The sequence below is a fragment of the Pseudomonas sp. NPDC087690 genome, assembly GCF_044743175.1.
Classification (GTDB): domain Bacteria; phylum Pseudomonadota; class Gammaproteobacteria; order Pseudomonadales; family Pseudomonadaceae; genus Aquipseudomonas.
Map to the genome: position 1 here is coordinate 15,537 of NZ_JBIUVX010000019.1, position 26,423 is coordinate 41,959.

The following is a 26,423-nucleotide window of genomic DNA, read 5'->3' on the forward strand; positions in this document are numbered from 1 at the left end:
CCGCGCTGTGGCGCGGTCTCAATCAATGGCGCTAGTGGCGCATATCAGCGGTGGGGATTGCCAGCAATTTCTGCTGGGCTTCTGTAGGAGCTGCCGCAGGCTGCGATCTTTTGATGTTGGTTTTCAAGATCAAAAGATCGCAGCCTCGTTGCACTCGACAGCTCCTACGGAGAGGTCGGTCAGGGATTGTCGATCTGTTCGAGCATCCATTTGACGAAATCGCGCACCTTCGGCACTTCCGCCGCATGCTCCGGGTACGCCAGGTAATAAGCGTCGGTGCTCGGCATTGCATGCTGCCAGGGAATGACCAGTTTGCCGTCGGCCAATTCCTCCTCCACAAGAAACCGTGGCAATAGCGCCACACCACAGCCGACCTGCGCGGCACGAATGCACATATAGAAGGTTTCAAACCGTGGCCCGTGATAGCTGTGTTCGGTCTGGTAGCCCTGGCTGTCGAACCAGTCGTGCCAGGCCTGCGGGCGCGAGGCATTTTGCAGCAGAACCAGATCGCTGAGTTGCGTCGGATCAGTAAACGGCTTCTCCGGCAGGCTGCCCGGCGCACACACCGGCACCAGCTCTTCGCCGAACAACTTCAGGCATTCCGTGCCGGGCCGCGAACCCTGGCCGAAATAGAACGCCAGATCGCTGCGCCCCTGCAGCAGATCATCCGCTTCCTGCTCGTTGCACAAGTCCAGATGAATCGACGGATGACGTAGCCGCCAGCCTTTCAGGCGCGGCACCAGCCAGCGCGCGCCGAAGGTCGATGGAGTAGATACGCGCAGGACTTCAGTTTCGCCGCCGTAGGAACGCAGGTAATGCGTCGACATCTCCACTTGCGTGAGGATTTTTCGCACCTCAACCAAGTACAAATCCCCGGCCGGGGTCATCTGCAAACGTCGGCGCACGCGGAGGAACAACAAGTGTTGTAACAATTCCTCAAGCTGCGCGACCTGCTTGCTCACCGCACTCTGGGTCAGGTTCAGTTCCTCGGCGGCGCGGGTGAAGCTCAGGTGGCGGGTCACGGCTTCGAAGCACTGCAGGGCAGTGATCGAGGGCAAGTGGCGTTTGTTCAGCATGGCCGATCCTTTTCTTGTCTTTCTGTGCTCAGCATGAATAAACGGAATGATATCTCGCGTAAAGGTCGTTTGTTGCCTTGCCAATGTGACGCTACAACTAAAGGCCTGCCCGGTCGTGCAAACAGCGGCCGCACACATTCAGTTTTTTGCTTGAGGAGTGACCCATGGTTGCCGCATTGCTTGATCGTCTAGGTGTGAACCCGGCCCTGTATCAGAACGGCAAAGTGCCGGTGCATTCGCCGATCGACGGCAGCCGCATCGCCGCTGTGAACTGGGAAGGCCCGGCCGAAGTCGAGCAGCACATCAGTCGCGCAGATCATGCGTTCGAGCAATGGCGCAAGATTCCGGCCCCGCGTCGCGGCGAATTGGTGCGTCAGTTCGGTGAAGTGTTGCGTGAATACAAAGCCGACCTCGGCGAACTAGTTTCGTGGGAGGCGGGCAAAATCACCCAGGAAGGTCTGGGTGAAGTGCAGGAGATGATCGACATCTGCGACTTCGCTGTCGGTCTGTCTCGCCAACTCTACGGTTTGACCATCGCCTCCGAACGTCCGGGCCACCACATGCGTGAAACCTGGCATCCGCTGGGCGTGGTCGGGGTGATCAGCGCGTTCAACTTCCCGGTCGCGGTGTGGGCGTGGAACACCACGCTGGCGCTGGTCTGCGGTAACCCGGTGGTGTGGAAACCGTCGGAAAAAACTCCGCTGACCGCACTAGCCTGTCAGGCGCTGTTTGATCGTGTGGTGAAGAATTTTACCGATGCGCCGGCGAATCTTTGCCAAGTGATCATCGGTGGTCGCGACGCGGGTGAAGCGCTGGTCGATGACCCGCGTGTCGCCCTGATCAGCGCCACCGGCAGCACGCGCATGGGCCGCGAAGTAGCGCCGAAAGTTGCCGCGCGATTTGCTCGCAGCATTCTGGAACTGGGCGGCAACAACGCGATGATCCTCGGCCCAAGCGCCGACCTCGACATGGCCGTGCGCGCGATTCTGTTCAGCGCCGTCGGTACCGCCGGTCAGCGCTGCACCACGTTGCGTCGTCTGATCGCCCATGAATCGGTGAAGGAAGAAATCGTCACCCGCCTCAAGGCTGCTTATTCGAAAGTACGCATCGGCAACCCACTGGAAGGCAATCTGGTCGGCCCGCTGATCGACAAGCACAGCTTTGAAAACATGCAGGATGCGCTGGAGCAGGCATTGAGCGAGGGTGGTCGGGTGTTTGGCGGCAAGCGTCAACTGGAAGATCAGTTCCCCAACGCCTACTACGTGTCGCCAGCGATTGTTGAAATGCCCGAACAGAGTGATGTGGTCTGCAGCGAAACCTTCGCGCCGATTCTGTATGTGGTTGGCTATAACGATTTCGAGGAAGCGCTGCGCCTGAACAACGCGGTGCCGCAAGGGTTGTCGTCGTGCATCTTCACCACGGACGTGCGCGAGGCTGAGCAGTTCATGTCGGCGGTGGGCAGCGATTGCGGGATTGCCAACGTCAACATCGGCCCGAGCGGCGCGGAGATTGGTGGTGCGTTTGGTGGTGAGAAGGAAACGGGTGGTGGGCGTGAATCGGGTTCCGATGCATGGCGCGGATACATGCGCCGTCAGACCAACACCGTGAACTACTCGCTGGAGTTGCCGCTGGCGCAGGGCATCACCTTCGACTGAGGATGGAGGAAAAGCTGAAAAGATCGCAGCCTTCGGCAGCTCCTACATAGGTGGCGCCAGGCTGCGGTTTTGTAGGAGCTGCCGAAGGCTGCGATCTTTTGGCGGCCCCACAAGCGCATTTGGTTAGGTTTCTGTTGGAGTCTGGCAATGCCGTTACGCGAAGAATGTCTGTGGGAAAAACTCACGCCACAAAGGCCGGATAACACCGCGCTCAAGGGCGAAGTCAAAGTCGATGTCTGCGTGATCGGCGCCGGGTTCACCGGGTTGTCGGCGGCGCTGCACTTGTTGGAAAAAGGCAAAAGCGTCTGCGTGCTGGAAGCCCATCGCGCGGGTCACGGCGGTTCCGGGCGCAACGTCGGGCTGGTCAACGCCGGCATGTGGATCCCGCCGGACGAGATCGAGGCCGGTTTCGGTGAAGCGGTCGGCAGTCAGCTCAACCGCATGCTCGGGGCCGCGCCGGCGCTGGTGTTCAGCCTTGTGGATAAATACAACATCGATTGCCAGTTACGCCGCGAAGGCACGCTGCATATGGCGCATAACGCCAAGGGCGAGGCGGATCTGCGCAGTCGCGAGCAACAATGGAAACGTCGTGGTGCACCGGTCGAGCTGTTGACCGGCAAAGCCTGCGAACAGGCCACCGGTACACAAAAAATCGCCGCCGCCTTGCTCGATCGCCGCGCCGGCACACTCAACCCGATGGCTTACGTCACCGGGCTGGCGCATGCCGTCATCGGTCTGGGCGGGCAGATGTTCGACCATTCCCCGGTCACCCAACTCGAACGTCAGGGCGCGAACTGGTCGGTGCAAACTGAGCACGGCTCGGTGCTCGCCGAACAAGTGGTCATCGCCTCCAACGCTTACACCGAAGGCGACTGGACCGAACTCAAACGCAACTTCTTCCCCGGTTACTACTATCAGGTCGCCTCGGTGCCGCTGACCGAAGACGCCGCGCAGCAAATTCTTCCGGGCGGGCAGGGCTCGTGGGACACCCGCCAAGTCCTGAGCAGCATTCGCCGCGACAAAGAAGGACGGTTATTGCTCGGCAGCCTTGGCAACGGCAATCAAAAGCCGGCCTGGTTTCTCAAAGCCTGGGCCGACCGCGTGCAGCAGCATTATTTCCCCAATTTGAAACCGGTTGAATGGGAATGCACCTGGACCGGGCGCATTGCGTTTACGCCCGACCACCTCATGCGTTTGTTTGAACCTGCTCCCGGACTGGTTGCCGTCACGGGCTACAACGGTCGGGGCGTCACTACCGGTACGGTGGTCGGCAAAGCCTTCGCCGATTACCTGTGTAATGGTAATCCCGGGGCGCTGCCGATTCCTTTCGCACCGATGCAGCCCCTGGCCGGCGTGGGCTTGCGCAGTTGCCTGTACGAGGCCGGGTTCTCGCTGTATCACGCGGGCCAGTGCCTGCGCATCGTCATTTGAGTGTTGAAATATGTTGCCGGAAGCAGCGCTTTTCGATGCAGCGACTAGCCTGTAATGGTGCGGGTTGTAGCAGTCCCGCACCAGCAGTGTGCAGTTCGGTGACGCGGGCTGTTACAGGCTGGTTGCACGTTGTTTGGCGCCGCGGTTGCAATGATGGCGCGTGCGGGTTGCGCCTGAAAAAATAAATGGTTTCACCTTCCGCGGTTTAGACGGTTGCACGCCCAATGAAAATGGGAACGAAACAGTCGAAATAACAAGAAAGCAGCGACTTTTTGAAGAATAAAAAACCGATGGCACGGCCCTTGCTCTGAGCATTCAGTGAAGTGAAGTCGCAGTGCCAACTAAAAAAAACCTTGGAGCACCACCTCATGTCCCAGACGTTTTACAAGAAAGGCTTTCTGGCCCTCGCAGTGGCTACTGCGTTGGGTGTTTCTGCGTTTGCTCAAGCTGATGTGAAAATCGGTGTAGCGGGTCCGATGACGGGCGCCAACGCGGCATTTGGCGAGCAGTACATGAAGGGTGCACAGGCGGCAGCTGACGCAGTCAACGCGGCAGGTGGCGTCAACGGGGAGAAAATCGTTCTGGTCAAAGGCGATGACGCCTGCGAACCGAAGCAGGCCGTGACGGTCGCCAAGGACCTCACCAACCAGAAAGTCGCCGGCGTGGTCGGTCACTTCTGCTCCTCTTCGACCATTCCAGCGTCGGAAATCTACGACGAAGCCGGGATCATCGCGATCACCCCGGGTTCGACCAACCCGCAAGTCACCGAGCGCGGTCTCAGCGCCATGTTCCGTATGTGCGGGCGTGACGACCAACAGGGCATCGTTGCCGGCGACTACATCGTTGATGTGCTCAAGGGCAAGAAAGTCGTCGTGCTGCACGACAAAGACACCTACGGCCAAGGCCTGGCGGATGCCACCAAGGCACAACTGGTCAAGCGCGGCGTAACGCCCGTGTTGTACGAAGGCCTGACCCGTGGTGAAAAAGACTTCAGCACCATCGTCACCAAGATCCGTGGCGCCGGCGCCGACGTCGTCTACTTCGGCGGTCTGCACCCGGAGGCCGGCCCGCTGGTTCGCCAACTGCGTGAACAAGGCCTGAAAGACGTCAAGTTCATGTCCGATGACGGCATCGTGACTGACGAACTGGTGACCACCGCCGGTGGCCCGCAATTCGTCGACGGCGTACTGATGACCTTCGGCGCCGACCCACGCCTGCTGCCAGACAGCAAGACCGTAGTAGATGCTTTCCGCAAGGCCGGTACCGAACCTGAGGGCTACACCCTGTACGCCTACGCTTCGGTGCAGACCCTGGCTGCTGCCTTCAATGGCGCGAAGTCCAACAAGGGTGAAGAGGCTGCGGCCTGGCTGAAGAAAAATCCGGTGAAAACCGTCATGGGTGAAAAAACCTGGGACTCCAAGGGCGACCTGAAAGTCTCCGACTACGTGGTTTACCAGTGGGACAAGGACGGCAAATATCACCAGCTGGAAAAACAGAAGTAAGGGCTGACGCGATCAGTTGATCCCACGGTTCCTTTGTAGGAGTGAGCCTGCTCGCGATGACGGAGTTACAGGCAACACATGTGTTGAATGTTAATCCGCTATCGCGAGCAGGCTCACTCCTACAGGGGGCGGTGGTGACGGGTGAATCGTGGCTGACATTGCTCCGACGTAAATCTGTATTTTCCTTAGAAGAGCCGCACGTCCACAGGCGTGCAGGTTCTCACTGCGTGAGATTGCGTTATGGATGGTATTTTCCTGCAGCAACTGGTCAACGGCCTGACCCTCGGGTCGGTCTATGGCCTGATCGCCATCGGCTACACAATGGTCTATGGCATCATCGGCATGATCAACTTCGCCCACGGCGAGGTTTACATGATTTCCGCTTACCTGGCGGCAATCAGTCTGGCTCTGCTGGCTTACTTCGGTATTGAATCCTTCCCGCTGCTGATGCTCGGCACCCTGATCTTCACCATCGTCGTTACGGCGGTGTATGGCTGGGTCATCGAGCGAGTCGCTTACAAACCCCTGCGCAACTCCACCCGACTGGCACCGCTGATCAGCGCCATCGGTATTTCCCTGATCCTGCAAAACTATGCACAGATCGCTCAAGGCGCCAAACAACAGGGCGTACCCACCCTGCTGACCGGTGCATGGCGTGTCGAAATCGGTACCGGTTTCGTGCAACTGACCTACACCAAAGTCTTTATTCTGGTGGCCGCGTTTGTCGGCATGGGGCTGCTGACCTACATCATCAAGTACACAAAGCTCGGTCGTATGTGTCGCGCGACCCAGCAAGACCGCAAGATGGCATCGATCCTCGGCATCAACACCGACCGGGTCATTTCCTACGTGTTCATCATCGGTGCAGCCATGGCGGCGCTGGCCGGTGTGCTGATCACCATGAACTACGGCACTTTCGACTTCTATGCCGGCTTCATCATTGGCATCAAGGCATTTACCGCAGCGGTATTGGGCGGAATCGGTTCGCTGCCTGGCGCGATGCTCGGCGGAATCATCCTCGGCATTTCCGAGTCGCTGTTCTCCGGTCTGGTCAACTCCGACTACAAAGACGTGTTCAGCTTCTCGCTGCTCGTACTTGTTCTGGTCTTCCGACCACAAGGTCTGTTGGGCCGTCCTCTTGTGTCGAAGGTGTAAGCGATGTCTTCAACCACTCAAAAATCCATCGATATCAAAAAAAGCCTGGTTGAGGCGATTCTTGCCGGCCTGATTGCCCTGATTGTTTTCGGCCCGATTGTCGGCGTCGTGCTCGAGGGATACAGCTTCAACCTCGAACCGACCCGCGTGGCCTGGATCATTGGCGTTGTCATGCTCGGTCGCTTTGCCCTCAGCCTGTTCCTGCAAACGCCCAAAGGCCTGAAAATTCTCGACGGATTCGAGAGCACCGGTTCCGGTGTGCATGTGTTGCCTGCCGATCATAAATCCTCGCTGCGCTGGATCATCCCGCTGCTGATTGTGCTGGCCGTCATTGTTCCGTTTGTCTCCAACTCCTATCTGCTGGGCGTGGTCATCCTCGGGTTGATCTACGTGTTGCTGGGGCTGGGGCTGAACATCGTGGTCGGTCTGGCCGGTCTGCTCGACCTTGGTTACGTGGCGTTCTACGCCATCGGCGCCTACGGTCTGGCGCTCGGTTATCAATACCTCGGTCTGGGTTTCTGGACGGTGCTGCCGCTGGCAGCCATCACGGCCGGGCTGGCCGGCTGCATCCTCGGTTTTCCGGTGCTGCGTCTGCACGGCGACTATCTGGCGATCGTGACCCTGGGCTTCGGTGAAATCATTCGCCTGATCCTCAACAACTGGTTGTCGCTGACGGGCGGCCCGAACGGTATGCCGGCACCGCTGCCGACGTTTTTCGGTCTGGAGTTCGGCAAACGGGCAAAGGATGGCGGGGTGCCGTTTCACGAGTTCTTCGGTATCGCCTACAACCCGGATGTGAAGTACTACTTCATCTACGCGGTGTTGTTCCTGGTGGTGTTGGCCGTGCTGTACATCAAGCATCGTCTGGTGAAGATGCCGGTGGGCCGCGCCTGGGAAGCCTTGCGGGAAGATGAAATTGCCTGCCGCTCGATGGGCCTTAACCACGTGCTGGTCAAGCTTTCGGCGTTCACCATCGGTGCGTCGACCGCAGGCCTCGCCGGTGTGTTTTTTGCGACCTACCAAGGCTTCGTCAACCCGACCTCGTTCACCTTCTTCGAATCGGCGCTGATCCTCGCCATCGTTGTGCTTGGCGGTATGGGCTCGACCATCGGTGTGGTAATCGCCGCGTTCGTGCTTACCGTCGCTCCGGAACTGCTGCGCGGCTTCGCCGAATATCGCGTATTGCTGTTCGGCATCCTGATGGTCTTGATGATGATCTGGCGACCACGCGGGCTGATCCGCATCAGCCGTACCGGGGTCACTCCACGCAAAGGTGCCATTCACTATGAGAGGACTGCGCCATGAGTGAAGTCGGACGCGCTCGTCAAACACAGATGATGCATTTCGGCGGCATCAAGGCCTTGAGCGACGTCAGCCTGAAGGTCAAACGCAACACGATATTCGCCCTGATCGGCCCCAACGGCGCCGGCAAGACCACGGTGTTCAACTGCCTGACCGGTTTCTATAAAGCTTCCGGCGGCAAGATCGAACTCAACGTGCGCGGCCAGCAGACCAACGTCATCCAGTTGCTCGGCGAGTCGTTCAAACCGACCGACTTCGTCTCGCCGAAATCTTTCCTCAGCCGCATGTACTACAAGATGTTCGGCGGCACGCACCTGGTAAACCGTGCAGGCCTGGCGCGAACCTTCCAGAACATTCGTTTGTTCAAGGAAATGTCGGTGCTGGAAAACCTGCTGGTGGCCCAGCACATGTGGGTCAACCGCAACATGCTCGCCGGCATCCTCAACACCAAGGGCTATCGCAAGGCCGAAAGCGATGCGCTGGACTGCGCGTTCTATTGGCTGGAAGTGGTCGATCTGGTCGACTGCGCCAACCGTCTCGCCGGTGAGCTCTCGTACGGCCAGCAACGCCGTCTGGAGATCGCCCGGGCCATGTGCACGCGGCCGCAGATCATCTGCCTCGACGAACCGGCCGCCGGCCTCAATCCTCAGGAAACCGAAGCGCTGAGCGCGATGATCCGGCTGCTGCGCGACGAGCACGATCTGACCGTGGTGCTGATCGAACACGACATGGGCATGGTTATGAGTATTTCCGACCACATCGTGGTGCTGGACCACGGCATCGTCATCGCCGAAGGCGGGCCTGAAGCCATTCGCAACGACCCGAAAGTGATTGCCGCCTACCTGGGCGCCGACGAAGAGGAGCTGGTATGACGCAACCGATCCTCGAACTCAAAGACCTCGACGTGTTCTACGGCCCGATCCAGGCGCTCAAAGGTGTTTCGCTGCAAATCAATGAAGGGGAAACCGTCAGCCTGATCGGCTCCAACGGCGCCGGCAAATCGACGTTGCTGATGTCGATCTTCGGCCAGCCACGGGCGGCGGGCGGGCAGATCCTTTATCAAGGCGTCGACATCACCCACAAGTCCTCGCACTACATCGCCTCCAACGGCATTGCGCAGTCGCCGGAAGGGCGGCGGGTGTTCCCTGACATGACCGTCGAGGAAAACCTTCTGATGGGCACCATCCCGATTGGCGACAAGTACGCCAAAGAGGATATGCAGCGTATGTTCGAGCTGTTTCCACGGCTTGAAGAGCGACGTAACCAGCGGGCGATGACCATGTCTGGCGGTGAGCAGCAAATGCTCGCCATTGCCCGCGCATTGATGAGCCGGCCGAAGCTGTTGCTGCTTGATGAGCCGAGCCTCGGATTGGCGCCGATTGTGGTGAAGCAGATCTTCGCGACCCTGCGGGAACTGGCGAAAACCGGCATGACCATCTTCCTGGTCGAGCAGAACGCCAACCATGCGCTGAAACTGTCGGATCGGGCGTATGTGATGGTTAACGGCGAGATTCGCCTGACTGGCACGGGAAAAGAGCTATTGGTGAACGAGGAAGTGCGTAACGCCTATCTGGGCGGGCACTGATTCTTCCACGTTATGCACAGCCCCGGCGACGCAAGTCCCGGGGCTTTTTTATATCCAAAATTCACCGCAAACCCCTGTAGGAGTGAGCCTGCTCGCGATCGCGGTTTCCCATTCGCCATCACCGGTGACTGATACACCGCTATCGCGAGCAGGCTCGCTCCTACAGTTGATCTGCGCCGAATTCCAGAATTGTGGAAAACAAATTCCCGAAGCTGCCAAAGCGCGACATATAGACGCTGCAAATGGCTGTTTTTCCACAGTTTTGACTTGTCCCCGTTTGCTGTGGAGCTGGCTGTGAATAACGTGGGTGTATCTGGCTGGGCGCCTTGTAAACCGTGGCCTGCAAGTGTGTGGTTGTTTTTTGATCAGGAGGTTTTGCGGGAGCTGAAGACGTCGTTGTCAACCTTTTTCTGGGTATCGCCACTCAGCCAGTTCCAGATGGTCAAGTCTGTGGATAAGTCTGTGATTAAACTCTGGAAAGACCGCGCTGAGCGCCGTAATTACTGGCCTCGCGCAATCACTGTGCTGAACGTCCCTTCGTGCAAAATGCCATGTCCGGCACATCCGCCACTTCAGGGTCAAGCAAAAAACTTTCTATTTCGCCCGCAAAGCCTTGTGTGGCGGGGCTTTGCGCGTTTGCACTTGCCCCCGGAAACTGTGGAAGGGACTGTGGATAACATGCGCGCACATGGCTACAGGCCACGGGGGCTGTGGCGTCGACAGAGTTGGTTGTTTTTTGTACCGCTTGTGGGTGTTGCCCGTGAATGCGCGGGCGGGCATGCTGCCTGCTGATTTTCTATTCCAAGGGCTGCTGCGGTGGCCGAAGCAAGGAGAACACGATGTCCAACACCCTGTTTATCACCGGCGCGACGTCCGGATTTGGTGAAGCCTGCGCCCGCCGTTTTGCCGAGGCTGGCTGGAAACTGGTGCTGACCGGCCGTCGTGAAGAACGCCTCAATGCGTTGTGCGCCGAGTTGTCGAAGCAGACCGAAGTGCACGGCCTGGTCCTCGACGTGCGTGATCGCAAGGCGATGGAAGAGGCGATTGCCAACCTGCCGCCGTCGTTCGCCAAGCTGCGCGGACTGATCAACAACGCAGGTTTAGCACTGGGCGTTGATCCTGCGCCGAAGTGCGATCTGGACGATTGGGACACCATGGTCGACACCAACGTCAAAGGCCTGATGTACGCAACCCGCCTGCTGCTGCCGCGCCTGATCGCCCATGGTCGTGGCGCAGGCATCGTCAACCTCGGCTCCATCGCCGGTAACTATCCTTATCCGGGCAGCCATGTGTATGGCGCGACGAAGGCGTTCGTTAAACAGTTCTCGCTGAACCTGCGTTGCGACTTGCAGGGCACCGGCGTGCGCGTCAGCAACATCGAGCCGGGCCTGTGCGAAAGCGAATTCTCGCTGGTGCGTTTCGCTGGCGATCAGGAGCGCTACAACGCGACTTACGCCGGTGCCGAGCCGATCCAGCCGCAGGACATCGCCGAGACGATTTTCTGGGTGATGAATGCGCCGGCGCACATCAACATCAACAGCCTGGAGTTGATGCCGGTGAGCCAGACCTGGGCGGGTTTTGCCATCGAGCGGAACAAGGCCTGACACCGCGTCATCGTTCTTCGCGAGCAGGCTCGCTCCCACATTGGAATGCATTTCAAAGTGGGAGCGAGCCTGCTCGCGAAGGAGGCAAATCGGCCAAAACAGGGCGATAAGGTAAACTCCCTTCGCAACAACCCAACCGCACCCCGCGGTTTTCAGGGTTTTCGAGGAGTCAAAGTGAGTAACCGAGGTGAGCAGGCACTGCTCAAACAATCGACCATTCTGATGTTGGCTGTGGCGATTGCCGGGATTGTCACCGGTTTTGTTTCAGGTTCCCAATCCATCCTTTTCGATGGTTTTTTCTCGCTGATCGCAACGTTCATCAAAGTCCTGATGCTGATCACTGCCAAGCTGATCGCCAAGGAAAGCAACCACCGTTTCCAGTTCGGTTTCTGGCACCTGGAGCCGATGGTGCTGCTGATCGAAGGCAGCTTCCTGATGTTGATCGCGATCTACGCGTTTCTCAACGGAGTGTTCGGCATCATCAACGGTGGCCGCGACATCGAGCTAGGACTGGTGATCATTTATGCAGCGGTGTTTACCGTGGTCGAATTCGCCTACTTCTTCTACGTACGGCACCGTAACCGCACGCTCAAATCCAGCCTGATCCAGTTCGACAACATCAGCTGGCTGGTGGACGCGATGCTATCCGTGGGCCTGTTGATAAGCTTCCTCGCGGCGTTGCTGTTGAAATCGCAGGGTTATGGCCAGTGGGCAGTGTATGTCGACCCGCTGATCCTGATTGTACTGGCGCTGACCATGCTGCCACCGGCGTTCAAGATCCTTGGCCCGGCCTTACGCGATGTGCTGGGGATCGCGCCGGACACGCTGGATGATCAGGTGCGCCAAGTGATGGATGCGGCGAAAACCGAGCATGGTTTTGATGACTATGTGTCGTACGTGCAGAAGCATGGGCGGGCACGGTTTATCGAGATTCATGTGGTGTTGCCGGCGGATTATGCGCTGAGCAGTGTCAGTCAGCTGGATACGTTGCGTGAGGAGATTTCGGCGAAGCTGGGCAAGCCGGATGCGGCGCGCTGGTTGACCATCAGCTTTACCGGGGACAAGAAGTGGATCGCCTAGAGACCTTATAACGGCCATTCGCGAGCAGGCTCGCTCCCACATTGAATTGCGTTGAACACACTATTTGTGAGCAGCACAAATCAACTGTGGGAGCGAGCCTGCTCGCGAAAGCGATCTATAAATCAGCGAAGATATTCAGCCAGACCGTGGTAGCAAGTCGCCAAGTGATACGGCGTGGTAGAAGGCATGTCCTTGCGACTCACCTCGCCCAATTCATCCCGGCACTCATGCCAGCCACCGGCATGCAGAAACCGCTGCTGCAACGCCTGCAACTGGTGCAGCACTACGGCTTCACTGCCCTGACGCAACGTCAGCGCCCGCAGGTATTCCGCCTGCGCCCAGATCCGCTGAGTCGAATCTCGCGGGCGTCCGTCCATTTCCAGATCGAGCATCGCCCTCACCGCGCCCGATGACTGCACCACACCGTATTGCTCGGTGAAGGCAAACGCGCGGTCGAGCGCCGCGTGCAATTTCGAACCGCGCAACAACGGCGACGATTCGAGCAGGAAATACCATTCGAACTGATGCCCCGGCTCATACCAGTTATCCACAGCCCCGAGCGGCTTCTCCATCAACACGCCATGTTGCGGATCGACGAAACGTTTGTGCATGGCTGTGCATAACTCCAGCAATGCTTTCTGCGTCTGGGCATCTTCGCGAACCGCCAGGGTGGCGAGAAACGCTTCGGCCAGATGCATCAACGGATTCTGCAGCGGCCCAGTTTGCAGGGTGAGCCAGTCGCGCTCCAGGCACGCTTCGTACAAACCATCGCCGGTGGCAAAGCGCCGGCCGATGATTTCCAGCGCCGCATTCAACGTCGACTCGACCAGCGGATCGCCAGACTTTGCCCAGTAATGCGCGCAAGCGAACAGGATAAAGGCGTGGGTGTAGAGATCCTTGCGCTGATCCAGCGGCTTGCCTTGGGCATCGATGCTGTAGAACCAGCCGCCGTGCTCGGCGTCATGAAAGTGCCGTTGCAAGGAGCGGAACAGCACCGCCGCACGCACTTCAGCGTTATCCACAACCCCGATCAGACTGGAAAACAGATACAGCTGCCGCGCACAGGCCATCGCCCGATAGCGCTGCGGTGGCAGCGGCTGATGCGCGGCGTCCAGCGCCTCAAAAGGCAGCGCCATGTCGGCGTTCCAGCCCGGGCCTTGCCAGAGCGGCACTATGACGTTGACGAAGTGCTTTTGAACAGCGCCGAACAGGGTGGTCAATTCGGGCAGGGAGGTGGAGCGGGAAGCGTGGGGCATGGGCGGACGTCGTCACGGCTGGGGCGATTGCGCGACATGGTAGCAGAGAGACCGGCCTGAGCGATGTGGTGTCTGTCAGACCGCCTTCGCGAGCAGGCTCGCTCCCACAGTGGATTTGCAGCGTACACAAAACCTGTGGGAGCGAGCCTGCTCGCGAAGAGGCCAGTGCAGGCGCTAAAAGATCAGCCGGCCAGCAACCAGGCCCCGGTCACTGCCGAAGCCGCTCCGGCCAAGCGCACCAGCGGCGCAGCCGCCTGAGGCAGGAAACGCACCACGGCATAACCCGCCGCATGCAGCGCAGCTGTCGCGGCCACAAAACCCGCCGCATACGCCCAAGGACTGCTCATGTCCGGCAGTTCCAAGCCATGCGCCACACCATGGAACAACGCAAACACCGCCGTCGCCACCACCGCCATGACCAACGGCGGACGCACCGCCAGCGCTACCGCCAGACCCAACGCCAGCACCGACGCAGCAATCCCGCTTTCCAGCGCCGGCAATTGCAGCCCTTCAAACCCGAGCAGGCCGCCCATCAGCATGGTGCCGACAAACGTGCACGGCAGCGCCCAGCGCGCCGCACCTTGCTGCTGCGCGGCCCACAAGCCAACAGCCACCATCGCCAGCAAATGGTCGAGGCCGCCGATCGGGTGGCTGATGCCTGCGATCAAACCACTGTCGCCATGCCCCGGGTGAGCGAATGCCAGCGCTGGCGTCAGCAGCAGCGCCACGGCGCCAAGAATACGTTTGAGTGTCATGGATAAGCTTCCTTGTTGAAAAGTGAATCAGGCTGCAGTCAGCAGGCCCTGGCGTTCGATGAAGGCGATGATTTGCTCAAGGCCCTGACCGGTTTTCTGGTTGCTGAAGACGAACGGCTTGCCGTTGCGCATGCGCTTTGTGTCGCTGTCCATCATTTCCAGCGAAGCGCCAACCAGCGGCGCGAGGTCGATCTTGTTGATCACCAGCAGGTCGGACTTGCAGATCCCCGGCCCGCCCTTGCGTGGCAGCTTGTCGCCGGCCGAAACGTCAATCACGTAGATGGTCAGGTCGGACAGTTCGGGGCTGAAGGTCGCCGAGAGGTTGTCACCACCGGACTCCACCAGAATCAAATCCAGCCCCGGAAAACGTCGGTTCAGTTGATCGACCGCTTCCAGGTTGATCGAGGCGTCTTCGCGGATCGCCGTGTGCGGGCAGCCGCCGGTTTCCACGCCGATGATCCGCTCCGGCGCGAGGGCTTCGTTACGCACGAGGAAATCGGCGTCTTCGCGGGTATAGATATCGTTGGTCACCACGGCGAGGTTGTAGCGCTCGCGCAGGGCCAGGCACAGGGCCAGGGTCAAAGCGGTTTTGCCGGAACCGACCGGGCCGCCGATGCCGACGCGCAGAGGTTGTGTGTTCATGGTTGTTTCTCCTAAGAACGGAAGAGGCGGCTGTACTGGCGCTCGTGGGCCATGCACGCCAGGGACAGGCCGAACGCGGCGCTGCCCATGTGGTCGGGATTGATTCGGCTGGCGTCCTGCTGTGCTTGTTGCAGCAGCGGCAGCAATTCGCTGGTCAGGCGTTGCGCGGCTTGCTGGCCCAGCGGCAGGGTTTTCATCAAGACGGCGAGCTGGTTTTCCAGCCAGCTCCACAGCCACGCGGCGAGGGCGTCCTGCGGGCTGATGCCCCAGGCGCGCGCGGCCAGCGCCCAGCACAAGGCCAAATGCGGTTCGGGGCATTGATCGAGAAAATCGCGGGCGGGCGCGTCGAGTTCCGGTAGGCCGTTGAGCAGTTGCTGCAACGAATAGCCCATCTGCCGGCTCTCCAGATGCAACTCGCGGGTCTCGCGACTGGCGCGATGGCTTTCGCAGAGGCTCAGCAACTCCGCCCATTGTTCATCCGCCGCCGCTTGGCAATGCGCGAGCAGCAGCGGCGCCTCGAAGCGGGCGAGGTTGAGCAGCAATTGATCGCTGATCCAGCGCCGGGCGCTTTGCGGGTTATCGACGCGGCCATTATCCACAGCCATTTCCAGGCCTTGCGAATAGCTGTAGCCGCCAATCGGCAATTGCGGACTGGCCAGGCGCAGTAGCGCCCAGGCCGGATTCACAGGCGTACGCCGAACTGATGGAGTTTCGGTGCGTAGTTGAAGTCTTCGTCGCCGTGGCGTGAGTGGTGATGGCCGCCGCCATAGGCGCCGTGTTCCGGCTGGAACGGTGCCTCGATGGCTACGACCTGTGCGCCGAGCTGTTCGAGCATGGCTTTGAGCACGTAATCGTCGAGCAGACGCAGCCAGCCATCGCCGACTTGCAGGGCGACGTGGCGATTACCCAAGTGATAAGCCGCACGAGTCAGCTCGAAAGCATTGGCGCAGGTGACGTGCAGCAATTGCTCAGGGCGGGCGCAGACGCGGACAATTCGGCCGTCTTCAGCCTGTAGGCATTCGCCGTCATACAGCGGCGGCTGACCGCGCTCCAAAAACAACCCGACGTCTTCGCCTTCGGCACTGAAACAGCGCAGACGGCTTTTGCTCCGCGCTTCGAAGGTCAGGTGCAACTCGGCGGCCCAGACGGGTTGAGGGTCGGTTCTGCGGTGAATCACCAGCATCGGAAAGCTTCCAGCTATGGACAATACTCTGGCTAGAGCAAGGGCCTTGCCAATCGGACGAGATGTAGGAAATCCCTGTCGGAGCGTAGTGGATGTTTCAAGATGTTGCGGGAATATGGAAGGTTTTGGTGCGTGAAGATTTTTTAATGCACCAAATGGAGGCTGTGACGCCGCACCTTTGTAGGAGTGAGCTTGCTCGCGATAGCGGAGTGTCAGTCAGCAAATATGTAGCTGATAAACCGCAATCGCGAGCAGGCGAAGGCCTACAGGGGACCGGATGTATCAGTAAGGAAGAGGGGTGTTACTCGGTACTGCCCAGCCCTTGCCAGTGCTTGAGCCCGATAAAGATGAAGCGCAACTGCTGGGTGATCTTCGCCTGTGGCGTCAGATGCTCCGGCAGGGCTTCGGCGGGCGGATCGATGATGTCGGGGAGGGTGGCGAATACCGATTTGACGATCAGGTCAGCCATTACGCTCAGGCCTGCGGCATCCAGATGCTGCAGCTTGGGCATCATCGTCAGGTCAGAAGCCAGGTCGGAGCTGATGTTCTCGCGCAGGCGACCAATGGCCTGACGCACCGGCAGCGAACCGCCGTATTGCTCGCGAGCGAGAAACAGGAATTGCGAACGGTTGGCGCTGACCACGTCGAGGAAGATCCGCACGGACGCATCGATGATGCCGCCCATGACGAATTCGTTGTGCCGCACCAGACGGATGGTTTCGCGGAAGGTCTGGCCTACTTCACTGACCAACACCAGGCCCAGTTCGTCCATATCGGCAAAGTGCCGGTAGAAACCGGTCGGCACGATGCCGGCGGTTTTCGTCACTTCACGCAGGCTCAGGCTGCCGAATCCTCGGCCGCTTTCCATCAAGTGGCGGGCAGCGTCCATGAGGGCGTTGCGGGTCTGTTGTTTCTGTTCGGCGCGGGGCAGCATCGCAGGGTGTGTCTTTCGGCAGGACAAGCGCGGCACTCTAGCAAATCGGCTTTGTCGGCGTCGAACGGGAGGAGATACGGAGGAGGATTTCAGCGGGGTTGAAAAGTCAAAAGCCCAATCGGGTGATTGGGCTTTTTTTCGAGGCCGCCATGGGCTTAGCTCAAAGCGCTGTTGCGTTCGATCACACGATCACCGCCGCCTTCAGCGAGGGTCTGGCCTTGGGGAGTGCGGTCGCTACCATCGGAAGCCAGGGTTTGACCTTGTGGTGTACGGTCGCTGCCATCGGAAGCCAGGGTTTGACCTTGTGGTGTACGGTCGCTGCCATCAGACGCCAGGGTTTGACCCTGTGGAGTGCGATCGGAACCGTCTTGCACCAGACCTTTCTCTTCGAGGCGATCACGGCCACCTTCGGCTACGGTCTGACCTTGTGGAGTCTTGTCATAGCCATCTTGCACCAGGCCTTTTTCTTCCAGGCGGTTGCGGCCGTTTTCAGCCAGGGTCTGGCCCTGTGGAGTGCGGTCGCCGCCGTCAGCAGCTACGGTTTGGCTGAATACCGAGTGGCTGGATTTCACTTGCGGAGTGGCTTGGTCGGCAGCGGGCAGGGCGAAAGCAGTGCTGGCTAGCATCGACAGGGTAAGACTGAGCAGTAATTGGCGTTTCATGATGGGTTGCTCCTTGGGAGGGCGATAAAGTGGGTACGAGGGCAATGCTACTCTCGATAAGTCGATATAAAAGTTCATAAACGCAATGGTAATAATCAACAGAATTGATTGTTCTGCCCGGAGGCTCTAGATCGGGCTTTTCCGGACGACGGTTTTGCACCGGGGTGGGTATTTCCGACTCACTCGCGCCTCGCAAAAGTGCGGGTCGCGGTAACACTGTTCGACTGATCGGTCAGAATTCGCGCGACTTTTTGCGCCTTAATCGACCTTTCGATTAAACCTGCGGCTGGTTTGCCAGTCGTAGATTTCATGAGGGCCGCTTTGGCCCGCCGTTTCAGCCGTGCGCCGCAGTCTTTGCGTGCGGTCGTGATCAGGAGCTTTGTGCATGACGCGCACTGGAAAAATCTTCAGCTGGACCTTCGCCATCCTCGTGCTGCTACTGGCCGTGCTGGTATTGATCATCGTGTTCTTCGACTGGAACCGGATCAAACCACCGCTCAACGCCAAAGTCTCGGAAGAACTGCACCGACCGTTTGCCATCAACGGCAACCTCGCGGTGATCTGGCAGCGCGAGCCGGACGAGGGTGGCTGGCGCGCGTGGGTGCCGTGGCCGCACGTGGTCGCTGAGGATTTGAGCCTGGGCAACCCGGACTGGTCGAAGCAACCGCAGATGGTCACGCTCAAACGCGTGGAACTGCGCATCTCGCCTCTGGCGCTGCTGGCGCAACGCGTGGTGATCCCGCGTATTGACCTGACCGAACCCAACGCCGAGCTGCAACGCCTGGCCGATGGCCGCGCCAACTGGACGTTCAAGTTCGATCCGAAGGATCCGAACGCCGAGCCGTCGAACTGGGTGGTCGACATCGGCGCCATCGGGTTCGATAAGGGCCACGTTACCCTTGACGATCAGACGCTCAAGACCAACCTTGATGTCTTGATCGATCCACTGGGCAAGCCGATTCCGTACAGCGACATCGTCGGTGCCAAAGCGGCGAAAACCGCGCAGGACAAGGGCGGTGCACCGCAGGATTATGCGTTTGCGCTGAAGGTCAAAGGCCAATACCACGCTCAGAACCTCACCGGCCAAGGCAAGATCGGCGGGCTGCTGGCATTGCAGGACGCGAGCAAGCCGTTCCCGTTGCAGGCCCAGGCGAAGATTGGCGACACCAGCATCGAACTGGCCGGCACGCTGACCGACCCGCTTAACCTTGGCGCCCTCGATCTGCGCCTGAAACTGGCCGGCGCCAGCCTCGGCAATCTCTATCCGCTAACCGGTGTGACCCTGCCCGATACACCGCCGTACTCCACCGACGGCCATTTGATCGCCAAGCTGCATGACGCGGCCGGCGCGAAATTCACCTATGAGCAGTTCAACGGCAAGATCGGCAGCAGTGATATCCATGGCGACCTGACCTACGTCGCCAGTCAGCCACGGCCAAAGCTCAGCGGCGCGCTGCTCTCCAATCAACTGCTGTTCGCCGACCTCGCGCCACTGATCGGCGCCGACTCCAATGACAAGCAAAAGGCCCGCAGCGGCGAGAGCAAACAGCCGGCCGATAAAGTGCTGCCCGTGGAAGAGTTCAAGACTGATCGCTGGCGCGCAATGGACGCCGATGTCGAGTTCACCGGCAAGCGCATCGTCCACAGCGAGAAGCTGCCGTTCAACGACCTCTATACCCATCTGAAACTCAACGACGGCGAACTTAGCCTCGAGCCACTGCGTTTCGGCGTGGCGGGCGGCAATCTCGATGCGCAGATCCGCCTCAACGGCCGCACCGAACCGCTGGAAGGCCGGGCCAAATTGACGGCGCGCCGCTTCAAACTCAAGGAGCTGTTCCCGACCTTCGAGCCGATGAAGACCAGTTTCGGCGAGCTTAATGGCGACGCCGATATCACTGGGCGTGGCAACTCGGTCGCCAAGCTGCTGGGCGGCGCCAATGGCAAATTGAAGATGTTGATCAACGACGGCGCGATCAGCCGTGAGCTGATGGAACTGGCCGGGCTCAACGTCGGCAATTATGTGGTCGGCAAGATCTTTGGCGACAAGGAAGTGAAGATCAACTGCGCGGCGGCGGACTTCGACATCAAGACCGGTCTGGCGACCACGCAGCTGTTTGTCTTCGATACCGAGAACGCGATCATCTATATCGACGGCACGGCGAACATGGCCACTGAGCAGCTGGATCTGACCGTGACGCCGGAATCCAAGGGCTGGCGTTTGATTTCCCTGCGTTCACCGCTGTATGTGCGTGGCAAGTTCATCAAGCCAGATGCGGGTGTGAAGGCTGTGCCGTTGATGTTGCGCGGGGCGGGGATGGTGGCGTTGGGCGTGATTGCGGCGCCAGCGGCGGGGCTGTTGGCGCTGGTGGCGCCGAGTGGCGGTGAGCCGAATCAGTGTGCGCCGTTGCTGGAGCAGATGAAGGCGGGCAAGGCGCCGGTTACCGTTAAACCTACCAAGTAATCTTCAGCGCTTATAAAGACGCCATCGCGAGCAGGCTCACTCCTACATGGGAACGCATTCCAAATGTAGGAGTGAGCCTGCTCGCGATAGGGGTTAGAGGTCGTTCAGGATGTCAGCCATGTCATCGGCATGCTCTTCTTCCTGCGCGAGGATATCTTCAAAGATACGCCGCGTAGTCGGGTCTTTCTCGCCGATGTACTGAATGATCTCGCGATAGCTGTCGATGGCGATGCGCTCGGCCACCAAGTCCTCGTAGACCATCTCTTTCAGGGTATTGCCGGCCACGTATTGCGCGTGGGACATCTTCGACAGCAGGTCGGGGTTGAACTCAGGCTCGCCGCCCAATTGCACAATGCGCTCGGCCAGGCGGTCGGCGTGCTGGGCTTCCTGGGTAGCATGCTCGAGAAACTCTTCGGCGGCCACATGCGCTTTCACGCCATTGGCCATGAAGTAGTGGCGCTTGTAGCGCAGCACGCAGACCAGTTCAGTGGCCAGCGATTCATTGAGCAAGCGCAGCACCTCTTCACGGTCGGCGCTGTAGCCCTCGGTGACGGCGCCGTTCTCGACGTGTTGGCGCGCACGGTCGCGCAGGGTTTGAACATCTGACAGATGCAGGTCGTCGCTCATTTCGATCTCCTGGAGGCTAATCCGATTGTCGCCACGTTCTGCGGACGCGGTCGGTACCTAAGCTGTGAGTCATGAGCGTTGCAAAAAGTTTTATCGGTTTACGCAACCCCTGTAGGAGCTGCCGAAGGCTGCGATCTTGGCGCCAGCCCGGACAAAACTGCTTCCTCGCGCAACCAGGCAAAAAACGCCCGCACCGGCGGATGCCGTTCGCGCCCCGGCACACACAACGCGCTGTACCCGGCGCCATCGACTTGAACCTGACCCATGAACGGCACCAGCAAGCCACTGGCAACGCTCTGCGACACCAGGATATTGCTCGCCAGTACCAGCCCTTGTCCGGCAATCGCCGCTTGCAGGGCGTAATGCTCTTCATCGTATTCGCGGATGGCCGGTTGCTGGTTCAGCCAGTTTGCGCTGGCCTTCGCGCACCACGCTTCCCAGCCATGGGCGTAGAGCTTCGAGTTGTGCCAACGCACGCTGATCAACGTCGGTGTGCGTCTCGCGGCCAGCGCCACTTGCTCGGGTGAGCCGTAAACCCCGAACGACTCATCGAACAGGCACAGGCCATAAAGGTTCGGGTAGTCGTCGAGGCTGTAGCGCAACACCAGATCGACGCTGGCGTCCTGATGCAGATCGATGACTTCACAGTGAGTATCGAGGCGTACGTTGATGTTCGGGTGCCGGGCATAAAAGCGCCCGAGGCGCGGTACCAGCCACAGCGCGGCGAAGGCGGCGGTGGTCGATAGCGTCAGCGTACTGGCGTTGCGCTGCGGGCGCAGGGTGTCGACGCTTTGCGCCACCTCCAGCAAGGCACCGTGCAGACTGCGGAACAAGCGCTCGCCGCCCTCGGTCAGGCGCACCTGGCGCGGCAGGCGTTCGAACAATGCAACGCCGAGCCAGTCTTCCAGCGAGCGAATTTGATGCGAAATCGCCGTGGGCGTGACTGACAGCTCTTCGGCGGCAGCCTTGAAACTGAGCAGTCGTGATGCCGATTCAAAGGCGCGCAGGGCGGTGAGTGGCAGTGAAGCAAACATTCAACGCTCCATGGATGAAATTAATTCATCCCGACTGATTTTTGCTCATTTGAGGCAATGGTGTGCTGCCTGCAATCTGCAGCGGCACAGCAATCAAAGTCTAGCCTCAAGGAGTTTCAGATGAGCAAAATTCTTGCGATCCACGCCAGCCCCCGTGGTGACCGTTCTCACTCGCGGCGCTTGGCGGAAAGTTTTCTCAGTGCCTGGCAGGTGCGCCATCCGCAGGCGCAAGTGACTCGCCGCGAGGTCGGGCGGGCGCTGATTCCGGCGGTCAACGAAGCCTTTGTCGCTGCCGCGTTTCATCCACAGCCTGAGGCCCGACCACTGTCGATGCAGGCCGATCTGGCCCTGAGCGATCAACTGGTCGGCGAGTTGTTCGATCACGACCTGCTGCTGATTTCCACGCCGATGTACAACTTCAGCGTGCCCAGCGGTCTTAAGGCCTGGGTCGATCAGATCGTACGCCTGGGCCTGACCTTCGATCACACGCTGGACAATGGCGTTGCTCAATACACGCCTTTGCTGCAGGGCAAGAAAGCCTTGATCGTGACCAGTCGCGGCGGCTTCGGTTTTGGTCCGGGCGGCGAGCTGGAGGCTTTGAATCATGCCGATCCATGGCTGCGCACGGCGCTGGGTTTCATCGGCATCAATGACGTCAGCGTGGTCGCGGCCGAAGGCGAAGAGTCCGCTGAACGCACCTTCGCGGTGTCGGTGGCCGAGGCCGAGCAGCGTTTGCTCGAGCTCGCCCGGGTGTTCTAAATGGCCTGGATGTTCCTGCTGATCGCCGCCGGTTTTGAAGTGACCTTCGCCATGGGCATGAAGTACGCCGAAGGTTTCACCCGACTGTGGCCGTCGTTGATCACCGTGGTCGCGGCCGTCGGCGGGATTTATTTTCTGACCCTGGCGATGCGTGAATTGCCGGTGAGCATTGCCTACCCGATCTGGACGGCGATTGGCTCTCTGGGCACGGTGTTTCTCGGTTTTGCCCTGCTCGGCGAGAGCCTGACCCTGGTCAAACTGGTTTCGGTCGGGCTGATTGTGGCGGGGGTGGTGGGCCTGAAGTAGGCTGATGGTCGAGTTGTCATGATCATGGAGGAGGCTTGGCGGGCGTTTTGCACGCCTTGCATCCACTCACCGAACACAAGGATGTTTGCCCATGTCGACGCGTTATCCATTGGTGCTGGTGCCCGGCATGCTCGGGTTTATCCGGCTGGTTCTTTATCCGTACTGGTACGGCATCATCGGCGCGTTGCGCCGTGGTGGTGCAACGGTGATTGCGGTGCAGGTATCGCCGCTCAATTCCACAGAGGTGCGCGGCGAACAGTTGCTCGCACGCATCGATGAGATATTGCGTGAGACCGGGGCGCAAAAGGTCAACCTGTTCGGCCACAGTCAGGGCTCGCTGACGGCGCGCTATGCGGCGGCGAAACGGCCGGATCTGGTGGCGTCCGTCACGTCGGTGGCCGGGCCCAATCACGGCTCGGAACTGGCTGACTATCTGCAAAAACATTACCCGGCGGACAGCGCCAAAGGGCGGATTCTTGAAGCGCTGCTGCGTTTTGTCGGGTGGCTGATGGCGCTGCTGGAAACCGGTTATCACGGGCCGAAACTGCCAGTGGATATTCACGCCTCGCACCAATCGCTGACCACTGAGGGCGTGGCGCTGTTCAATCAGCGTTGTCCACAGGGCTTGCCGGAAACGTGGGGCGGGCATGGGCCGGAAGAGGTCAATGGCGTACGTTATTACTCATGGTCGGGAACGTTGCAGCCAGGCAAGACTGATCGCGGCGGGAATTTGTTCGACGGGACCAATCGAAGTTGTCGCTTGTTTGCGAAAACCTTCGTGCGTGAGCCGGGGCAGTGCGATGGGATGGTCGGGCGGTATAGCTCGCATCTGGGCACGGTGATTGGCGATGACTATCCGCTGGATCACTTCGACATCGTCAACCAGTCGCTGGGGCTGGTTGGCAAGGGTGCGGATCCGGTGCGGCTGTTTGTCGAGCATGCGGCGCGGCTTGAGGCTGCAGGCCTTTAGGATCAAAAGATCGCAGTCTTCGGCAGCTCCTACAGGTTCGGTGTCGAACACAAATTTTGTGAACGCCCCGAACTCATGTAGGAGCTGCCGCAGGCTGCGATCTTTTCCATCAGGCAACGCTGACTCGGCGGCCCATCACGGTGGTCCAGCGCTCGGAAAGAATCACCCCACCCAACGTCAACAACCCGCCCACCAGGTGATACATCGCCAACTGCTCTTTCAACACCACCGCCGCAATCAGCGCAGTAATCAACGGCAGCAGATTGAAAAACAACGTCGTGCGGCTCGGCCCCAGACGCTGTACAGCCTGCATCCACGCCAGCGGCGCGAGCATCGACGCCAACAGACACGCATACAACACCAGCGGAATGTTCTGCAGGGTCAAACCGGTCTTCGGCGAAGCGGCATACAGTGGAAACAGCACGACAATCGCCACCAGCACCTGCAAATACAGCAACACCAGCGGCGGCAGGCGCAACTGCCATTTTTTCAGCAGCGTGCTGTAGATCGCATAGGCCAGGGTCGCGATCAGCATCATCGCATCACCCATGTTCACGCCGTGCTGCAGCAACGCGCCGAGGCTGCCGGACGACACCACCACCAGTACGCCGGCAAACGACAGCACCGCGCCCACCAATGCGCCGGCAGTCAGGCGCTGCCCAAGGCTGATGATCGCCATGGCCAGCGACATCAACGGCATCAGCGACAGAATGATGCCCATGTTGGTCGCGGTGGTCAGGGTTGCGGCGAAGTAGGCGAGGCTCTGATACACCGCCATGCCCAACACGCCCAGTACGAAGATTTTGCCCAGGTTCGGACGGATCTGCGGCCAGTGCGCGATCACCGATTTGAGCATGAAAGGCGTGAACAACAAGCCGGCCAGCAGCCAGCGGTAGAAACCGATCTCGGCGGGGAAAATCGCCCCGACCGCCAGTTTGTTGATCACGGTATTGCCGGCCCAGATAAAAATCGCCAGCAGCGGAAACGCGTATTGCATGAGTTGAAACCAGTACGTTAATGAAAGGCAATTATCCGTTGTCTGGATGCAAGCCTATACTTCGAACCGGACAACCTGCCTCTGAAACCGGACAGCATGAACAGTAAACACATCGATCTGCTGGATTTCAGCGAGCTGCCGTCGGCGGTGTACTTCCGTTACGCCGATTTCAACGCCCATGAATTCGCCGCACCGCACCGTCATCCGTGGGGCACGCTGGAATACGCGGCGCACGGCGTGCTGCACATGGACGTCGACGGCAGCCGCTTCATGTCACCGCCACAATACGCGGTGTGGGTGCCGCCGCAGGTCGAGCACAGTTTTTACAGCCATCAACCGGTCAACTATCGCGCGGTGTGTCTTGATCCCAAGGTCTGCGCCGATTTGCCCCGGCGCGCGTGCACCTTGGCCATCAGCGACATTCTCAAGGCGATTCTCAAAGATTTCGCCGCCCGCGACGTGAAGATTCCCGAACTTGATGCCGATCAACGGCTGGCGCAGGTTCTGGTCGATCAATTGCAGCAGGCACCGGTGCATGAGTGTTATCTGCCGTACGCGAGCAGCTCCGGATTGCTGGCAATCCTCGAAACCTTGCAGGCCGAGCCGGGCAACAATCAGCCGCTGGCGCATTGGGCGCTGCAGGTGCACGTCAGCGAACGCACGCTGGCCCGGCAATTCGTTCGGGAACTGGGAATGAGTTTCGGCGAGTGGCGTCAGCGTCTGCGCTATCTCGCCGCGATCGAGGCGCTGGAAACTACCCGCAGCGTGCAGGAAATTGCCTTCGACCTCGGTTACAGCAGCGGTTCGGCATTTATCGCCATGTTCGCCCGGCAGGCGGGGTGTACGCCGGAGCAGTATCGCCGTAGCCATCTCGAAGGCAGGAAGGTGTAACAAGATTTGGCTACACTCCAGCAGAGGCCGCCCCCATCGGTGCGGCGACAAGGAGAAAACTCCATGAAGATGTTGCGTGTGCCGTTGTTGATGATTGGTTTGCTCCTGTGTTCCCAGGGTTTCGCCGCCACGGCGCAACAGAACAAAATGACCACTTGCAATGCCGATGCGACCGCCAAGAGCCTGAAAGGCGATGAGCGCAAAACCTTCATGAGCACCTGCCTCAAGGCAGCGCCAGCGGCCAACGATGCCAAGGCCCTGACCCCGCAGCAGCAGAAAATGACCACCTGCAACGCCGATGCGAAAACCAAGGCGCTGACCGGCGATGCGCGCAAGGCGTTTATGAGTGATTGCCTGAAGAAAAAATAACTGGATTCGGTGGGGTACCTGGTCGACGCGTCCGCTTGAGATTTGCCCTCACCCTAACCCTCTCCCAGAGGGAGAGGGAACTGACCGCGGTGTTTCAAGACATTCGTCGACCTGAAAAAACCGGTTGATTATGGATTCCATGTCGCCGGTTCAGGTCACTGGATATCCAGAGCATCCCCCAATCGGT

At 59.6% G+C, this 26,423-nt stretch carries 26 protein-coding genes; 15 read left to right on the plus strand and 11 right to left on the minus strand.

Annotation, left to right across the window (positions count from 1 at the left end; all coding sequences use genetic code 11):
* Positions 1–179 precede the first annotated feature (179 nt).
* A complete protein-coding gene (locus ACIPIZ_RS18070) occupies positions 180–1,076 on the minus strand; it encodes a LysR family transcriptional regulator (RefSeq protein WP_401166454.1) in 897 nt (298 codons plus the stop codon).
* 164 nt (positions 1,077–1,240) lie between these two features.
* On the opposite strand from ACIPIZ_RS18070, the gene ACIPIZ_RS18075 reads away from it, so the two are divergent.
* From ACIPIZ_RS18075 to ACIPIZ_RS18115, 9 genes are all read left to right on the plus strand, one after another.
* Positions 1,241–2,731, plus strand: a complete 1,491-nt coding sequence (locus tag ACIPIZ_RS18075) for an aldehyde dehydrogenase family protein (RefSeq protein WP_008078287.1) — start codon at positions 1,241–1,243, stop codon at positions 2,729–2,731.
* A gap of 147 nt (positions 2,732–2,878) precedes the next feature.
* Positions 2,879–4,162 carry an NAD(P)/FAD-dependent oxidoreductase gene (locus ACIPIZ_RS18080; protein WP_401166457.1) on the plus strand — a complete coding sequence of 428 codons (1,284 nt, stop codon included), beginning with the start codon at positions 2,879–2,881 and terminating at the stop codon, positions 4,160–4,162.
* Between the two features lie 368 nt (positions 4,163–4,530).
* Positions 4,531–5,664, plus strand: coding sequence for an ABC transporter substrate-binding protein (locus ACIPIZ_RS18085; RefSeq protein ID WP_007915892.1), 1,134 nt, complete (start codon positions 4,531–4,533; stop codon positions 5,662–5,664).
* A gap of 240 nt (positions 5,665–5,904) precedes the next feature.
* Entirely contained in the window at positions 5,905–6,819 is a 915-nt protein-coding gene (locus ACIPIZ_RS18090) for an ABC transporter permease subunit (protein WP_064388660.1), read from the plus strand.
* 3 nt (positions 6,820–6,822) lie between these two features.
* Complete coding sequence (gene livM, locus ACIPIZ_RS18095) at positions 6,823–8,124, plus strand: high-affinity branched-chain amino acid ABC transporter permease LivM (protein WP_064388662.1); 1,302 nt, start codon at positions 6,823–6,825, stop codon at positions 8,122–8,124.
* Positions 8,121–8,993 (plus strand): ABC transporter ATP-binding protein, encoded by an 873-nt coding sequence (locus tag ACIPIZ_RS18100; protein WP_401166462.1) that lies wholly within the window; start codon positions 8,121–8,123, stop codon positions 8,991–8,993. The genes livM and ACIPIZ_RS18100 overlap by 4 nt, the downstream gene beginning before the upstream one ends.
* Positions 8,990–9,706 carry an ABC transporter ATP-binding protein gene (locus ACIPIZ_RS18105; RefSeq protein ID WP_064388664.1) on the plus strand — a complete coding sequence of 239 codons (717 nt, stop codon included), beginning with the start codon at positions 8,990–8,992 and terminating at the stop codon, positions 9,704–9,706. The genes ACIPIZ_RS18100 and ACIPIZ_RS18105 overlap by 4 nt, the downstream gene beginning before the upstream one ends.
* 839 nt (positions 9,707–10,545) lie before the next feature.
* Complete coding sequence (locus ACIPIZ_RS18110; RefSeq protein WP_007915905.1) at positions 10,546–11,310, plus strand: SDR family oxidoreductase; 765 nt, start codon at positions 10,546–10,548, stop codon at positions 11,308–11,310.
* Between the two features lie 174 nt (positions 11,311–11,484).
* A complete protein-coding gene (locus ACIPIZ_RS18115) occupies positions 11,485–12,390 on the plus strand; it encodes a cation diffusion facilitator family transporter (RefSeq protein WP_122661055.1) in 906 nt (301 codons plus the stop codon).
* Between the two features lie 122 nt (positions 12,391–12,512).
* Here the strand turns inward: ACIPIZ_RS18115 and ACIPIZ_RS18120 are convergent, their stop codons facing one another.
* The 7 genes from ACIPIZ_RS18120 to ACIPIZ_RS18150 all read right to left on the minus strand — a co-directional run bounded on the left by ACIPIZ_RS18120 (position 12,513) and on the right by ACIPIZ_RS18150 (position 17,822).
* Positions 12,513–13,646, minus strand: coding sequence for an AGE family epimerase/isomerase (locus tag ACIPIZ_RS18120; RefSeq protein WP_401166466.1), 1,134 nt, complete (start codon positions 13,644–13,646; stop codon positions 12,513–12,515).
* 182 nt (positions 13,647–13,828) lie between these two features.
* Positions 13,829–14,401, minus strand: a complete 573-nt coding sequence (locus ACIPIZ_RS18125) for a HupE/UreJ family protein (RefSeq protein WP_105705855.1) — start codon at positions 14,399–14,401, stop codon at positions 13,829–13,831.
* A gap of 27 nt (positions 14,402–14,428) precedes the next feature.
* Positions 14,429–15,043 carry an urease accessory protein UreG gene (gene ureG / locus ACIPIZ_RS18130; RefSeq protein WP_007915910.1) on the minus strand — a complete coding sequence of 205 codons (615 nt, stop codon included), beginning with the start codon at positions 15,041–15,043 and terminating at the stop codon, positions 14,429–14,431.
* Positions 15,044–15,054: 11 nt separating this feature from the next.
* On the minus strand, positions 15,055–15,729 hold the full coding sequence (locus ACIPIZ_RS18135; RefSeq protein WP_064388673.1) for an urease accessory protein UreF: 675 nt from the start codon (positions 15,727–15,729) through the stop codon (positions 15,055–15,057).
* Positions 15,726–16,226, minus strand: coding sequence for an urease accessory protein UreE (gene ureE / locus ACIPIZ_RS18140; RefSeq protein ID WP_064388675.1), 501 nt, complete (start codon positions 16,224–16,226; stop codon positions 15,726–15,728). The genes ACIPIZ_RS18135 and ureE overlap by 4 nt, the downstream gene beginning before the upstream one ends.
* A 301-nt stretch (positions 16,227–16,527) precedes the next feature.
* Positions 16,528–17,160, minus strand: a complete 633-nt coding sequence (locus ACIPIZ_RS18145; RefSeq protein WP_064117221.1) for a TetR family transcriptional regulator — start codon at positions 17,158–17,160, stop codon at positions 16,528–16,530.
* A 155-nt stretch (positions 17,161–17,315) separates the two neighbouring features.
* Complete coding sequence (locus ACIPIZ_RS18150; RefSeq protein WP_105705851.1) at positions 17,316–17,822, minus strand: hypothetical protein; 507 nt, start codon at positions 17,820–17,822, stop codon at positions 17,316–17,318.
* Positions 17,823–18,207: 385 nt separating this feature from the next.
* Here ACIPIZ_RS18150 and ACIPIZ_RS18155 point away from each other — a divergent pair, with 385 nt between their 5' ends.
* On the plus strand, positions 18,208–20,283 hold the full coding sequence (locus ACIPIZ_RS18155) for an AsmA family protein (protein ID WP_401166472.1): 2,076 nt from the start codon (positions 18,208–18,210) through the stop codon (positions 20,281–20,283).
* A gap of 93 nt (positions 20,284–20,376) precedes the next feature.
* Here ACIPIZ_RS18155 and ACIPIZ_RS18160 read toward each other — a convergent pair whose 3' ends face one another.
* Together ACIPIZ_RS18160 and ACIPIZ_RS18165 are read right to left on the minus strand one after the other, a co-directional pair.
* Positions 20,377–20,910 (minus strand): bacterioferritin, encoded by a 534-nt coding sequence (locus tag ACIPIZ_RS18160; protein ID WP_034151608.1) that lies wholly within the window; start codon positions 20,908–20,910, stop codon positions 20,377–20,379.
* Positions 20,911–21,008: 98 nt separating this feature from the next.
* Positions 21,009–21,944 (minus strand): LysR substrate-binding domain-containing protein, encoded by a 936-nt coding sequence (locus ACIPIZ_RS18165; protein WP_122661051.1) that lies wholly within the window; start codon positions 21,942–21,944, stop codon positions 21,009–21,011.
* Positions 21,945–22,064: 120 nt separating this feature from the next.
* Here ACIPIZ_RS18165 and ACIPIZ_RS18170 point away from each other — a divergent pair, with 120 nt between their 5' ends.
* The 3 genes from ACIPIZ_RS18170 (at position 22,065) to ACIPIZ_RS18180 (ending at position 23,979) form a co-directional block, all read left to right on the plus strand.
* Positions 22,065–22,703, plus strand: a complete 639-nt coding sequence (locus ACIPIZ_RS18170; protein WP_401166475.1) for an FMN-dependent NADH-azoreductase — start codon at positions 22,065–22,067, stop codon at positions 22,701–22,703.
* The gene (locus ACIPIZ_RS18175) at positions 22,704–23,009 is read left to right on the plus strand and encodes a multidrug efflux SMR transporter (RefSeq protein WP_064388685.1); all 306 of its coding nucleotides are present in this window, start codon (positions 22,704–22,706) and stop codon (positions 23,007–23,009) included.
* A 91-nt stretch (positions 23,010–23,100) separates the two neighbouring features.
* Positions 23,101–23,979, plus strand: coding sequence for an esterase/lipase family protein (locus tag ACIPIZ_RS18180; RefSeq protein WP_401166478.1), 879 nt, complete (start codon positions 23,101–23,103; stop codon positions 23,977–23,979).
* A gap of 109 nt (positions 23,980–24,088) precedes the next feature.
* Here ACIPIZ_RS18180 and ACIPIZ_RS18185 read toward each other — a convergent pair whose 3' ends face one another.
* Positions 24,089–24,976, minus strand: a complete 888-nt coding sequence (locus tag ACIPIZ_RS18185; RefSeq protein ID WP_122855508.1) for a DMT family transporter — start codon at positions 24,974–24,976, stop codon at positions 24,089–24,091.
* Between the two features lie 96 nt (positions 24,977–25,072).
* On the opposite strand from ACIPIZ_RS18185, the gene ACIPIZ_RS18190 reads away from it, so the two are divergent.
* Positions 25,073–25,867 (plus strand): helix-turn-helix transcriptional regulator, encoded by a 795-nt coding sequence (locus ACIPIZ_RS18190; RefSeq protein WP_105705832.1) that lies wholly within the window; start codon positions 25,073–25,075, stop codon positions 25,865–25,867.
* Between the two features lie 63 nt (positions 25,868–25,930).
* Positions 25,931–26,236: a PsiF family protein gene (locus tag ACIPIZ_RS18195; RefSeq protein ID WP_064388692.1), complete on the plus strand. Its 306-nt coding sequence runs from the start codon at positions 25,931–25,933 to the stop codon at positions 26,234–26,236.
* Positions 26,237–26,423 lie beyond the last annotated feature (187 nt).